Genomic DNA, 14061 nt, shown 5'->3' with positions numbered 1-14061 from the left:
CTTTGGTCAACGCTGCCGAAGTTGCTCCGTTTTTGCATGTCATGCTGCAGAAAAACTTGGACGGCTAGAGAGAAAGACGCCTATGTTTATAGCTGCTTTTTTGTTAAAATATAAAAATGTATTGGATTCATACTAAGCGTTGAGGAATGCAATGGAAAAGGAAGTGGCGGGATGGATGCCAAAACGGCGGCCAAGGACATCAAGCAGGGGAATATTTCACCACTGTATGTTTTGTACGGCAGTGAGAAGTTCCGGATGAATGAATTTGCGGCCTTTCTGGAGGAGCATCTGATTGCCAAAGAGGACCGTGACTTTGCGGTGATCCCCTTCGATCTCTCGGAGACGCCTGTGCAGGCCGTTATAGAAGAAGCGGAGACTGTGCCGTTTATGGTGGAGCGGAAGCTGCTGCTGGTGAGAGATGCTTCCCTGTTCACGGCGGGGAAAGAGAACGCAAAGATTGAGCATCGTGTAGAAATGCTTAGCGATTATATGCAGCAGCCGGCTGATTTCAGTGTAATCGTATTTATGGTCAATAATGACAAGCTGGATGAACGTAAAAAAATCGTCAAAGCGGCCAAAGCCGCAGGCACGGTGCTGGCCTTCAATCCGCTGGGTGCGGAAGAGCTGCTGCGCTGGGTGGAGAAGGGCTTCCGTGAGCGTGGCTGCAGCGCAGCGTCTGGAACAGCGGAGGCGCTGGTAGCCAGTGCCGGGACAGGGCTCCAGGGGTTGTCAGCAGAGATGGACAAGCTGTGCTTGTTCGCAGGTAAGGGCGGAACCGTGGATGCCGCAGCAGTGGAGAGTCTGGTACACCGCGGCGCTGAGCAGAATGTGTTCACCCTGGTGGAGGATATAGCGAACTTACGCCTTGACAAGGCGCTTAATACACTTTACGAGCTGCTGAAGCAGCGCGAGGAACCGATCAAGATTGCCGCGCTGATCGCCCGGCAGTTCCGGATCATTCTGCAGGTTAAGGATTTGTCCGCCCTCAGCTACTCACAGGGGCAGATTGCTTCGCAAATTGGACTGCATCCCTATGCCGTCAAGCTGGCTGGTGAGCAGGCCCGTAAATTTGAAAGCCAGCGCCTGCGGAGTATTCTGAGCACCCTGGCCGATTTGGATTACAAGATGAAGACAGGAGCCATAGACAAGGTGCTTGGGCTGGAGATGTTTATGCTGCAGCTGGGCGCTTGAACCGGAACAAGACCATTCATAGAACATACTGCAAAAAAGCCTGCCCCGTTGCGTAATATCACTGGGCAGGCTTTTGCAGTTCCTACTATTATAAAGGGGGAAATGGGCACAAAAAAACCTAACCGTATGCAGCATAGCGGTCAGGTTCTTAGAATGCTCATTATGAATGTCGCCCTTGGCTTAGGCTTCTGCCTTAAGAGCGTTCAATTTCTTCGCCAAGCGGGATTTTTTGCGGGCAGCCGCATTTTTATGAACCAGACCTTTACTTACGGCCTTGTCCAGCTTTTTGGAAGCAGCTTGGAAAGCAGCTTGAGCAGTTTCAACTTCCGTTCCTGTCAGTGCTACATCAGCAGTTTTCACAGCTGTACGAAGCGCCGACTTCTGGGAAGCGTTCAGTGCACGGCGTTTTTCGGTCGTCTTGACACGTTTAACCGCGGATTTGATATTTGGCATTGCATTCACCTCCTGGAAGACATTCGAAATCATCATATGATTCACAACTTAAAATAGTTTAGCATGACCGTTAGCAAAAAGCAACACTTAAAGCTTTTGAATTAGCTTCAAATGTGATACCTATTTTGAATTTGAATTAAACCTTGCTGCCCTGAATAAACCATAGCTATCTCTCGCACACTATCGACAAAAAGCAAAAGCTAATGCTCATTAAATTATAAGGAGGCTGAACTATCAATGGAACTGGATCTTCAGCTGTATTCGGTACGTACGGATTTGGCGGTAGAGGCAAAGGAAATGGCCCAGGGACCGCAAAAAACGCCGATTCCCGGTGTGAATGAAGAGGTGGAAGAAGAGGGCGGAATCAAGGTAACCCGGCTTGGAGTAGCTAATAATGCAGGATCACAGGCTATCGGGCGTGCGATCGGAAATTATGTGACGCTGGAAGTTCCGGCGCTTCGCGGCGGAGATACCGGTCTGCAGCAGAAGGTGTCCACCGTGTTTGCCCGCGAATTTGAACAGTTCCTGAACCGGATCGGAATCAACAAAGACTCCTCCGTGCTAATAGTGGGACTGGGCAACTGGAATGTAACTCCGGACTCGCTCGGTCCGCTGGTGGTGGAGAACGCGCTGGTTACGAGACAGTTCTATGAACTGGTTCCGGATCAGGTCTCTCCCGGCTACCGCAATGTGAGTGCGATTGCCCCGGGTGTGCTCGGACTGACCGGCATTGAATCGAGCGAGGTTGTGCAAGGGATCGTAGACCGCACGAAGCCGGATGTCATTATTGCGATTGATGCACTGGCCTCCCGTTCACTTGAGCGGATCAATACGACGATTCAAATTGCCGATATCGGGATTCATCCGGGTTCGGGAATCGGCAATAAACGGCGTGGACTGACCCGGGAGATTCTGGGGATTCCCTGCATTGCTATCGGCGTTCCTACCGTTTGTTACGCGTCCACCATCGTCAATAATGTGCTGGAGATGATGAAGAATCACTTTGCACAGGTTGGAGACGGGGCAGCCCATACGAAAGAAATCATGGGTATGCTGGATGATATCTCCGAGCAGGAGCGGCTTGCGCTGGTCAAGGAAGTGCTTGAGCCGCTGGGACATGATCTGATTGTTACCCCTAAGGAAATCGATGAGTTTATTGAGGAAATTGCCAATATCGTTGCCAGCGGGCTGAATGCTGCATTGCATGAAGCCGTGGATCCAGGCAATGTCGGAGCCTACACGCATTAATTTTCACCTGAATATAGAGCCCGTACAGGCTGCCGAACGGCAAAGCCTGTGCGGGTTTTCTTCTGTTACCGGCTGGCAGATTCCACCGCTGCTGTTTCTACTTATCTCTTTTTCGGTTCTAGTATTCCTCCCTGGCTCATAGATTTGAAATATAAGAGATTACAGAGGGCTGGAGGAGGACATAACAATAATGAACAGAAAATGGTTTCAGCTGTGGAATATCGGCCGGCTGCGGGGAAAGCTGCTGGATGTTCTGTCGCTGGGGAGAACAATGCTGCTGCTGGCCGGAGGTTCACTTGTGTTTTTCATGCTGCTTGGAGCCGGTGGATTAGCCGGACAGAAGCTGAACTCTTCACCCATTCCTTCTATGAAAGGATTGGCTGCTTCGCTTTCCAGCGGATTCTTTATGGAGCTTCTGGGCATGGAGGTTCCGCATTTGCCTAAAGGGGACGAGCCTTCGGCATTTTCGGGCCCAAAGGTCACCTCCTTCGTGTTCCGGCTGCTGACAAGCGTCGATCCCGGTGATCCGAAGAGTCTGCTCTCGCGTGAGGTGCCTGGGCTGGCAGCGGATGATCCTTTCCTGCTCCGTAAAGGCTCAGGCGGCGCTACGGGAGCACCGGCTGATTATCATCCGGGCAGTGATGAGCTGGCCTCGGACGGCGGAACAGGGACTGGCGCAGAGGGTATGGTGGATGAACACGGTCCATCTCCGGCGGAAGGCACAGACAACCCGGACACAGAGGCGTCTCCGCAGCCTGAGGCTACGGCGATGCCTGACTCTTCCGAGACCGGAGAAAACGGGGGCAACAGCAGCCCGGGTGATAACGGGGGGAATGTGCAGGATACATCAATTAAACGCATTCTGGTCTACCACTCCCATCCCCGCGAGGCTTACAATCCTCTGCTGGGGGTGCAAAGCGACAATCCAAGCTCCGGCGTGCCTTCCAAAAATGTAATGCTGGTAGGATCATATATAACAAAGCGGCTGGAAAAGCGGGGAATTGGAACGGTGCATGCACAGGAGGATTACGCGACGAAGGTACCGGATTACAGCTGGAATTTTTCCTATAAATATTCACGGATGACCATTAAGTCAGCGCTTGCCGGGAATCAGGAAATGACTGAGCTGATCGATATACACCGAGATTCACAGCGCCATGGCAAAACGACTGCAGAAATCGGAGGCAAAAGCTACGCCCAGGTCTATTTCATTCTTGGCCATGCGAATAAGAACTGGAAGAAAAATGAGGCTTTCGCCAACGAGATTCATCAGCTGCTGGAGAAAAGCTATCCGGGTCTCTCACGGGGCATCTGGGGCAAGTCGTCCGGAAACGGAAACAACGGGGAGTATAACCAGAGTCTTTCACCAAACAGCGTGTTGATTGAGGTGGGCGGAATTGACAATACTGCCGAGGAGCTGAAACGTACAGCAGACGTTCTAGCCGATGCCATCGCCGATGTGTACTGGAGCAGCCATGACGCCGAAAAAGCTGCCGTCCCGGGCAAAAGCGCCGATATTCAGACGCAGGAAAGCGGAGCTGAGGGCGTCCAGGGAGCAAAAAGCACAGGCGGCGTTTCTTAATTCATAAAGTGCTATTTAAGTGGGCTGGTTTTACAGCAAGCATTAGCAAGTATCAGCAAGTATCAGCAAGTATTAAAAGGAGTGACAGCTATGTCGCGGTTCGGGAAAAAACTGACGATAGTCGGAATTTGGGCGGGAATCGGCATATTAATTGGTATGCAGTTTGGAGGCGTTGGCAGCAGCGTCGCTAAGAACTCCGCGGTGCTGCCGGGCTGGAACGGAATATCCGGGACCCCCCAGACCGGACAAGCAGCAGGAGCATCCGCCATGACTGGAACAGGGGCGGGAGCCGTTAAGGGTGGGCAGGCCTACGTTTATGTGCCCGTTGCTATAGATCCGGCAACAGGTGCTTACACGGTGCTTCCGGGGGTCCACACGCAAACCGTGGTACCTAATGGCACCGGGCAGCTCCCGCAGCAGGAAGTGAAGGATTACAGCACGCTGACCCCGGAGCAGATTCTGATTCCGGAGGAGCAAAACAGGGGAGTGGATGTGCTGGCGGATAAGACGGCAGGCCTGCTGCAGCAGGCTTCGCAAAAAAGCATCCGCTGGGTAGTCTCCCTGTTTGACTCTGTCGAAGAGTGACAGGCACCCCGCACGAAGAATGCATCCGGTTTATTCATTGCAGCTGTAAAGGCCAGGAAGAGCCTTTATAACATAGGCCTTATATGAAAAGACATCAACCGGATGTCTTTTCTTTATTTTCCTGCGGGGGACGGGATTGATGGGGGAAGCGCGTACTGTTATAATAAGTGGATTAACATTAGGCTGTCTGTGGGGGTAAGGAATGACTGACGTTCAGAAAAGACAACAACAAATCCGCAATTTCTCGATTATTGCACATATAGACCATGGTAAATCGACACTGGCTGACCGTATTCTTGAGTATACAGGTGCACTTAGCTCGCGCGAAATGCAAGAGCAGGTGCTTGACCAGATGGATCTGGAGCGCGAACGCGGGATTACAATTAAACTGCAGGCTGTGCGTCTCACCTACCGTGCTGACGACGGCCAGGATTACTTGCTCAACCTGATTGACACACCGGGACACGTCGATTTCACCTATGAGGTTTCCCGCAGCCTTGCCGCCTGTGAAGGCGCATTGCTGGTCGTGGATGCGGCGCAAGGAATTGAAGCGCAAACGCTGGCTAATGTGTATCTGGCATTGGACAACAACCTGGAGATTCTGCCGGTTATCAACAAAATCGATCTGCCAAGCGCCGACCCGGAACGGGTTAAGCAGGAGATTGAGGATGTGATCGGACTGGATGCCAGTGAAGCAGTACTTGCTTCTGCCAAAGCCGGTATCGGCATCAAGGAAATTCTGGAGCAGGTCGTCAAACAGGTTCCTGCACCAACCGGCAACTCTGAAGAACCGCTGAAGGCATTGATCTTTGACTCTCACTATGATCCGTACAAAGGCGTTATCGTCTATGTCCGTGTTATGGACGGAAAGATCCGTACCGGTTCCAAGATCAAGATGATGGCGACCGAGAAGGTATTCGAGGTTATTGAAGTCGGGGCGTTTATGCCGCGCATGGCCATTGTCGATGAGCTTAACATCGGCGATGTCGGCTTTATCGTAGCCGGAATCAAACATGTAGGCGACACCCGTGTCGGGGATACAGTGACGGATGCTAAGAATCCAACCCCGGAACCGCTGCCTGGTTACCGTAAGATCAATCCAATGGTATATTGCGGTCTATATCCGATCGAAACATCGGATTACAACGACCTGCGCGAAGCGCTGGAGAAGCTCCAGCTTAATGATGCGTCGCTCAGCTTTGAGCCGGAAAGCTCAAGCGCGCTCGGTTTCGGCTTCCGCTGCGGCTTCCTCGGACTGCTGCATATGGAGATTATTCAGGAGCGGATTGAGCGCGAATTCAATCTGCCGCTGATTACGACAGCACCGAGCGTTATTTACCGGATTATGCTGACCAACGGTGAAATGCTTCAGATCGATAATCCGTCGCATTATCCGGAGATTGGTACTATTGATTACGTGGAAGAGCCGTACGTTAAGGCCGCGATAATCGTCCCGAATGATTACGTGGGTACCGTAATGGAATTGTGCCAGAATAAACGTGGTGAATTCGTTAACATGGAGTATCTCGATTCCAATCGGGTGACGATTACTTATCAGATTCCGCTGTCGGAAATCGTATATGATTTCTTCGACCAGCTTAAGTCAGGCACGAAGGGCTATGCTTCCTTCGATTATGAAATTTCCGGCTACCGCCAGTCCAACCTTGTGAAGATGGATATTGTCCTGAACGGAGAGCAGGTCGATGCCCTATCGTTCATCGTCCACCGCGACCGCGCGTACAACCGCGGGCGGATCATTTGCGAGAAGCTGCGCGGCATCATCCCGCGGCAAATGTTCGAGGTGCCGATTCAGGCCTCTGTCGGCACGAAGGTTGTTGCCCGTGAGACCGTTAAGGCGATGCGCAAGAACGTTCTTGCCAAATGCTACGGCGGGGACATCTCGCGTAAGCGGAAGCTGCTGGAGAAGCAGAAGGAAGGCAAGAAGCGCATGAAGCAGGTCGGCAGCGTTGAGGTGCCGCAGGAAGCGTTCATGGCCGTGCTGAAGATTGACGAGTAAACCGTCTTAAAGGATGTCAATGGCAAGTGATTGCTCTGCAAGGGAAGCCGTCAGGCTTCCCTTTTGTGATAAGTGAAGTATGGATATCGGGAAGATCAAGGCCTTTCCAATATAAAGGCGTCAAGATTTTTCTATAATCAAGTCAGCTTTGCTGACGACTTTAGTATAGTAAGGAGACAGCTATGAACACAGTAAACAATGGCCGTCCCCCTGAGGCCGTATATATTCATATCCCGTTTTGCACGAACAAGTGCTTTTATTGTGATTTTAATTCCTATGTTCTGAAGGACCAGCCGGTGATGGATTATCTGCATGCCCTGGACCGGGAGATGGAACTGACGGTGAAGAACACCCCTCCGGGTGTTATCAAGACGATCTTTGTCGGCGGCGGAACACCGACGGTGCTGAAGCCGGATGAAATGGCCTATTTTCTGAAGTCAGTACGCAAGCATTTCCCGCAGTGGGATGAGAATATCGAGTTCACGATGGAGGCAAATCCCGGAACTACGGACAAGGATAAGCTAATGGTAATGAAAGAAGGCGGGGTCAACCGGGTCAGCTTTGGTGTCCAGGCTTTCCAGAATGAGCTGCTTAGCGGCATCGGACGGATTCATAATGTGGATGATGTATACCGCAGCCTGGAAAACGCACGCGCGGTCGGACTGGATAATCTCTCTGTTGACCTGATGTTCGGATTGCCGAACCAGACGGTGGATATGCTTAGAGAAAGCATCCGTAAGGCGCTGGAGCTGGACCTGCCCCATTATTCCATCTACAGCCTGAAGGTGGAGGAGAACACGCTGTTCCACACGCTGTTTAACAAGAACAAACTTCCGCTGCCAAGTGAAGAGGATGAGCTGGAGATGTACCTGCTGCTGATGTCAACGATGGAGGCTGCGGGTTACACACAATATGAGATCAGCAACTTCGCCAAGCCGGGAATGGAAAGCCGCCACAATATTACGTACTGGCGCAATGAAGATTATTACGGCCTGGGCGCGGGGGCGCATGGATATGTGAAACGGCAGCGGCATATGAATATTAAGGGTGTCAATCCTTATATCGAGGCTTCGCGCAGCGGGCTGCCGCGGCTGGATTCCTTCCCGATCTCCGAACAGGAGGCGATGGAGGACTTCATGATGGTCGGTCTGCGCATGCGTGAAGGCGTGTCGGACCGGGCGTTTAAGTCTCAGTTCAGCAAATCGCTGGAGACTGTTTTTGCGGACTCACTGCATAAAATGCTGTATGCCGGGCTGCTTGAGCAGGATGGGGACGTCTACCGTCTGAGCAAGCAGGGAATCCTGTTCGGGAATGATGTATTTGGTGAATTTGTCGGTGCTTTGACAGAGGTTTAATTTTAAAATACCCCTTGAATTGTAATTCACTCTGTTGTATATTTATTCATATTAACAACGAGGGGTGAGTCAAAGTGCTTGTCAAAACGGAAATGATCCGCCATTCGGTTCCTGCAGGAGACCAGAAGGTGATATGCAGAAATGCTACAGTGGAGGATGTTGAGCCGCTGTTTCTAATGATTGAAGAATACGCTCAGAGCGGTATCATGCTGCCCCGTTCCAGGCAAGCGCTGGCCCGCCAGATTGATCAGTTTGTGATCGCTGAAATCGGCGGCACATTTGTCGGCTGCGGATCGCTTTTCAGACTGGGCAATGATCTTGTCGAGGTTCGTTCCCTCGGTCTGCGTGATGAGGGCAAGGGAAAGGGAGTAGGCTCAATGATTCTGGAGAAGCTGACGGAAGAAGCAAGGCGTCAGGGAATTCCGAAGATTATGGCCTTGACCTATGCGGTTGATTTTTTCCTCAGAAACGGCTTCACTGTCGTAGAGAAAGAAATCTTCCCCGAGAAGGTATGGACCGATTGCGTTAACTGCAAGAAGCAGAATGCCTGCGACGAAATCGCCGTGCTTAAGATGCTGAATTAACCGGGCTGCAAGCAGCCTGTAACATAAATATAGAAGCTGATATTAAGTACTCATTCCTGGATTGCACACCTTATGCTGAACTGACTTGACAATGTCAAGGTCAGTTTGGTATTTTTGTATTAGTGGTTAGCACTCATCTGACCAGAGTGCTAACGAATCGGAGCCACAGCCGATAGGAGGGAATTACATGTTAACCGAACGCCAGAGAATGATACTTAACGCTATCGTTGATGATTATATATCTTCCGCTGAGCCAGTGGGCTCGCGCAGCATTTCCAAACGGGGGGATGTAGGCTACAGTCCTGCTACTATCCGCAACGAAATGGCCGACCTGGAGGATTTAGGATATCTCGAGCAGCCCCATACATCGGCAGGAAGAATTCCTTCCCATAAAGGCTACCGCTATTATGTGGATCATTTGGTGCCGTGGAATTCCGCCGAGTCGGCAGAAATGGGCACGATCCGCGCTTTTTTCGCTGAGAAGCTGAATGCGACGGAGCAGGTAATCCAACATGCGGCAATGATCCTTTCCAATATGACGAATTATACTTCCATCCTGCTGGGACCGGAGGTTTTTCATACATCATTGCGCCATTTTCAGCTGCTTCCGCTCGATGATAACAACGCCGTGGCGATCATCGTTACAAGCACCGGACAGGTCGAGAACCGTACGGTTCAGATCCCTCCGGAGATTTCCCTCTCCGAAATGGAGAAAGTGGTTAATCTGCTGAACAGCAAGCTGGTGAACGTACCGCTCTACAAGCTGAAGAGCCAGCTCTATTCCGAGCTTGGGGAGGAAATGCAGCGCCACATCTCCCATTATGAAGAATTAATGAAGGTACTGGACACGGCGCTGGAAAGCGATCATGAACAGCGCATTTATCTCAGCGGGGCGACGAATATGCTGACCCAGCCGGAGTTCAAGGACGTTGACAAGGTCAAGAATATTCTGGATTTACTGGAGGAAACGCCGACCCTGCTCAAAATGCTGGCCCCCGCATCCGGCGGAACCGGTATGCAGGTGCGGATTGGTACCGAGAATAAGCATGAGGCCTTCGCCAATTGCAGTCTGATTACCGCTACTTATTCGCTCGACGGCAAGCCGCTGGGAAGCATTGGCATCCTTGGCCCGACCCGGATGGAATACGCACGAGTAATGGGCATACTGGGGATTCTGTCCCGGGATTTGACAGCAATGCTGGCACACTGGTATAAGTGAACAGAGTGTTAAAGATTAACGTGACTGATTTTAAGGAGGTGAAGACAACTTGAAAGAGGATCAAGTGCAAGATTCAAATGAAATTAAAGATCAGGCTATAAATGAGAACCAGGCAGCCGATGAAGCAGAAGCAGCACAGGAGACCGGTTCGTTTACGGGGGAAGAGACCAGCGGGGAGGCTTCGGGCGGCGGTGAAGCTGCTAAGCGCCTGCAGGAGCTGGCTGAGGAATATCAAGCGCGCACGCTGCGTGTGCAAGCCGATTTTGACAACTTCCGCCGCCGTACGCAGAAGGAGAAGGAAGAGCTGGCGCAATATGCCACTTCCAAGCTGGTCGGTGAACTGCTTCCTGTACTGGATAATTTCGAGCGTGCACTCGCCACGGCTTCGGCAAGTACAGAATCCGAGGCCTTCGGCAAAGGTGTGAACATGATTTTCCGCCAGCTTGAAGGGGTATTGAAGTCCGAAGGACTTACAGCCATGGAAACAGTAGGACAGCCTTTTAACCCTGAATATCATCAGGCCATTATGCAGGTGGAGAGCGACGAGCACGAGGAAGGTATCGTGACGGAGGAGGTCCAAAAGGGCTATCTCCTGAAAGATAAAGTTCTTCGTCCCGCCATGGTCAAAGTCAGCATGTAGTCCTGTCTATATAGCCGGGTATCACCCTGCTGCATGATCATAATAAATAAATAACTATTATAGGAGCTAGGGCTCCATATCATTTTTGAGGAGGCACATTACAGTGAGTAAAGTTATCGGTATTGACCTTGGAACCACCAACTCTTGCGTTGCCGTTATGGAAGGCGGCGAAGCCGTTGTTATTCCGAATCCGGAAGGCGCGCGTACAACCCCTTCGGTTGTAGGCTTCAAGAAAGACGGCGAGCGCATCGTCGGCGAAACAGCGAAACGCCAGGCGATTACGAACCCTGACCGTACAATTGCTTCGATTAAACGCCACATGGGTACGAGCCACAAAGAAAGCATTGACGGCAAAGATTACTCCGCACAAGAGATTTCGGCGATGATTCTTCAGAAGCTGAAATCCGATGCAGAAGCATATCTGGGCCAGACAGTAACCCAAGCGGTTATTACAGTTCCTGCATATTTTAATGACAGTCAGCGTCAGGCTACGAAGGATGCGGGCAAAATCGCCGGTCTGGAAGTGCTGCGTATCGTCAACGAGCCGACAGCAGCGGCGCTTGCTTACGGTCTGGAGAAATCCGAAGACCAAACGATCCTCGTCTATGACCTTGGCGGCGGTACGTTCGACGTATCCATCCTTGAGCTGGGCGATGGCTTCTTCGAAGTAAAAGCAACCAGCGGTGACAACCGTCTCGGCGGTGACGATTTCGACCAATTGGTTATGGATTACCTCGTAGCAGAATTCAAGAAAGAGCAAGGAATTGACCTGAGCAAGGACAAAGCTGCTGTACAACGTCTGAAGGATGCTGCGGAAAAAGCGAAAAAAGAGCTTTCCGGCGTACTGACAACTACAGTATCACTTCCATTCATCACTGTCGTTGACGGAGTGCCTCAGCACTTGGAGATCAACCTGACCCGTGCTAAATTCGATGAGCTGACTGCCAGCCTGGTAGAACGCACACTGGGACCTACCCGTCAAGCGCTGAACGATGCTGGCATGACTCCGGCTGATCTTAACCGTATCGTATTGGTCGGCGGTTCCACACGTATTCCTGCTGTACAGGATGCCATCAAGAAGCTTACCGGCAAAGAGCCGCACAAAGGCGTTAACCCGGATGAAGTAGTAGCCCTCGGCGCTGCTGTTCAAGCTGGCGTATTGACCGGCGACGTGAAAGACGTTGTACTGCTCGACGTAACTCCACTGTCCCTTGGTATTGAAACTGCAGGCGGCGTGTTCACGAAGATGATCGAGCGCAACACTACGATTCCTACAAGTAAATCGCAAGTGTTCTCGACCTTTGCTGATAACCAGCCGAGCGTAGAAATTCACGTCCTGCAAGGCGAACGCCAAATGGCGAACGGCAACAAGACGCTGGGACGCTTTATGCTGAACGAGATTCCACCGGCACCGCGCGGCGTACCGCAAATCGAAGTAACCTTCGATATTGACGCTAACGGTATCGTAAATGTATCCGCAACAGATAAAGGCACGAACAAGAGCCAGAAGATCACGATCACTTCCTCCAGCGGCCTGAGCGACGCGGAAGTTGAACAAATGATGAAGGATGCCGAACTGCACGCTGAGGAAGACCGCAAGCGTAAAGAACTGGTAGAAGCCAAGAACTCCGCTGACCAGCTCGTGTATTCCACAGATAAAGTGATCAAAGACCTCGGCGACAAAGTGGATGCTTCCGAAGTTGAGAAAGCAAACGAAGCCAAGGATAAGCTCAAAGCGGCACTGGAAACTGACAACCTGGAAGAAATCAATGCAGCTACAGAAGCGCTGACAGAGATTGTTCAGCAGTTGTCCGTGAAGTTGTATGAGCAGGCTGCACAGGCTGAACAGGGTGCTGAAGGTGCTCCAGAGGGTGCGAAGAAAGATAATGTTGTTGATGCCGATTACGAGGTTGTTGACGACGAGAAGAATCAAGGGTAACCTTATACGATAAATGTATTTCTGTAAGAAGGGAAGGTCAAAACCGGGGCATCCCGTGTTTTGGCTTTCCTTTTAACATGTTACAGGGATTATGGAAATTGATGTACGGAGGTGAAAGCAGTGGCAGACAAACGCGATTATTATGAGGTTCTGGGCCTCGGTAGAGATGCTTCAGACGAAGAAGTGAAAAAAGCGTACCGCAAGATGGCGCGACAGTATCATCCTGACGTTAACAAAGCCAGTGACGCCGAGGCGAAATTCAAGGAAGTGAAGGAAGCCTATGACGTGCTGAGCGACGGCCAGCAACGGGCGCGTTATGACCAGTATGGTCATATTGATCCTAACCAGGGAATGGGCGGCGGCTTCGGCGGAGGTGGAGATTTCGGCGGACTTGGCGATATCTTTGATATGTTCTTCGGCGGCGGAGGCGGACGGCGTGATCCGAATGCTCCCCAGCGCGGCGGCGATTTGCAATACACGATGACCATTGAATTCAAGGAAGCGGTATTCGGTAAAGAAACCGACATTACCATTCCACGCACAGAGTCCTGTGATACCTGCTTCGGCTCCGGGGCTAAACCCGGTACCAAACCGGAGACCTGTTCCGTATGCCACGGCAGCGGCCAGCAGGAATTCGTGCAGAATACACCGCTTGGACAAATGCGCAACCGCCGTCCCTGCTCCCATTGCAGCGGCACAGGCAAGATCATTAAGGAAAAATGTACTACTTGCGGAGGTCAAGGCAAGGTCAAGAAGCAGCGTAAGATTCATGTGCGCATTCCGGCCGGTGTCGATGACGGCGCACAGCTGCGCATGACCGGAGAAGGCGAAGGCGGCACACGCGGCGGCCCTGCCGGCGATTTGTACATTGTGATCCGCGTGAAGACCCATGATTTCTTCGTGCGTGAGAATGATGACATCATGTGCGAGGTTCCGCTTACGTTCGCTCAGGCAGCGCTTGGCGACGAGATCGAGATTCCTACCTTGACGGAAAAAGTAAAGCTTAAGATTCCTGCCGGAACACAGACCGGCACCTTCTTCCGTCTGAAGGGCAAAGGTGTGCCACGCCTGCGCGGCAACGGAACAGGTGACCAGCATGTCCGTGTCATCGTAGTCACTCCAAGCAAACTAAGTGAAGAGCAGAAGGATCTGCTCCGCCAGTTCGCTTCTTACAATGGAGAGAACACACATGAGCAGGAGCAATCCTTCTTTGACCGTGTGAAACGTGCATTCCGCGGGGACTGATTT

The 14061-nt window shown here is 51.6% G+C and carries 12 protein-coding genes; 11 read left to right on the top strand and 1 reads right to left on the bottom strand.

Annotation, left to right across the window (positions count from 1 at the left end; genetic code table 11):
* Window positions 1–171 precede the first annotated feature (171 nt).
* Window positions 172–1191, top strand: a complete 1020-nt coding sequence (gene holA / locus AC3WT9_RS14910) for a DNA polymerase III subunit delta (protein ID WP_341379565.1) — start codon at window positions 172–174, stop codon at window positions 1189–1191.
* A gap of 180 nt (window positions 1192–1371) precedes the next feature.
* Here the strand turns inward: holA and rpsT are convergent, their stop codons facing one another.
* Window positions 1372–1644: a 30S ribosomal protein S20 gene (gene rpsT, locus AC3WT9_RS14905; protein WP_038595494.1), complete on the bottom strand. Its 273-nt coding sequence runs from the start codon at window positions 1642–1644 to the stop codon at window positions 1372–1374.
* Window positions 1645–1881: 237 nt separating this feature from the next.
* On the opposite strand from rpsT, the gene gpr reads away from it, so the two are divergent.
* From gpr to dnaJ, 10 genes are all read left to right on the top strand, one after another.
* Window positions 1882–2892: a GPR endopeptidase gene (gene gpr / locus AC3WT9_RS14900; protein WP_341379564.1), complete on the top strand. Its 1011-nt coding sequence runs from the start codon at window positions 1882–1884 to the stop codon at window positions 2890–2892.
* 190 nt (window positions 2893–3082) lie between these two features.
* Window positions 3083–4474: a stage II sporulation protein P gene (locus AC3WT9_RS14895; protein ID WP_341379563.1), complete on the top strand. Its 1392-nt coding sequence runs from the start codon at window positions 3083–3085 to the stop codon at window positions 4472–4474.
* 90 nt (window positions 4475–4564) lie between these two features.
* Window positions 4565–5059 (top strand): hypothetical protein, encoded by a 495-nt coding sequence (locus AC3WT9_RS14890; protein ID WP_341379561.1) that lies wholly within the window; start codon window positions 4565–4567, stop codon window positions 5057–5059.
* Between the two features lie 202 nt (window positions 5060–5261).
* Window positions 5262–7076 carry a translation elongation factor 4 gene (lepA, locus tag AC3WT9_RS14885; RefSeq protein WP_341095595.1) on the top strand — a complete coding sequence of 605 codons (1815 nt, stop codon included), beginning with the start codon at window positions 5262–5264 and terminating at the stop codon, window positions 7074–7076.
* Window positions 7077–7258: 182 nt separating this feature from the next.
* Window positions 7259–8431: a radical SAM family heme chaperone HemW gene (gene hemW, locus AC3WT9_RS14880; RefSeq protein ID WP_341095593.1), complete on the top strand. Its 1173-nt coding sequence runs from the start codon at window positions 7259–7261 to the stop codon at window positions 8429–8431.
* Between the two features lie 92 nt (window positions 8432–8523).
* Window positions 8524–9015 carry an N-acetyltransferase gene (locus AC3WT9_RS14875; protein ID WP_052092669.1) on the top strand — a complete coding sequence of 164 codons (492 nt, stop codon included), beginning with the start codon at window positions 8524–8526 and terminating at the stop codon, window positions 9013–9015.
* 187 nt (window positions 9016–9202) lie between these two features.
* Window positions 9203–10234, top strand: a complete 1032-nt coding sequence (gene hrcA, locus AC3WT9_RS14870; RefSeq protein ID WP_341095591.1) for a heat-inducible transcriptional repressor HrcA — start codon at window positions 9203–9205, stop codon at window positions 10232–10234.
* 49 nt (window positions 10235–10283) lie between these two features.
* Complete coding sequence (gene grpE / locus AC3WT9_RS14865) at window positions 10284–10874, top strand: nucleotide exchange factor GrpE (RefSeq protein WP_341095589.1); 591 nt, start codon at window positions 10284–10286, stop codon at window positions 10872–10874.
* 103 nt (window positions 10875–10977) lie between these two features.
* Window positions 10978–12813 carry a molecular chaperone DnaK gene (gene dnaK / locus AC3WT9_RS14860; RefSeq protein ID WP_341095587.1) on the top strand — a complete coding sequence of 612 codons (1836 nt, stop codon included), beginning with the start codon at window positions 10978–10980 and terminating at the stop codon, window positions 12811–12813.
* A gap of 120 nt (window positions 12814–12933) precedes the next feature.
* Complete coding sequence (dnaJ, locus tag AC3WT9_RS14855) at window positions 12934–14058, top strand: molecular chaperone DnaJ (protein ID WP_038595483.1); 1125 nt, start codon at window positions 12934–12936, stop codon at window positions 14056–14058.
* Window positions 14059–14061 lie beyond the last annotated feature (3 nt).

The sequence above is a fragment of the Paenibacillus sp. EB106-06-01-XG199 genome, from assembly GCF_058791575.1.
The sequence above is the reverse complement of the archived record's forward strand: the minus strand, read 5'-3'. Positions and strand labels throughout refer to the sequence as shown.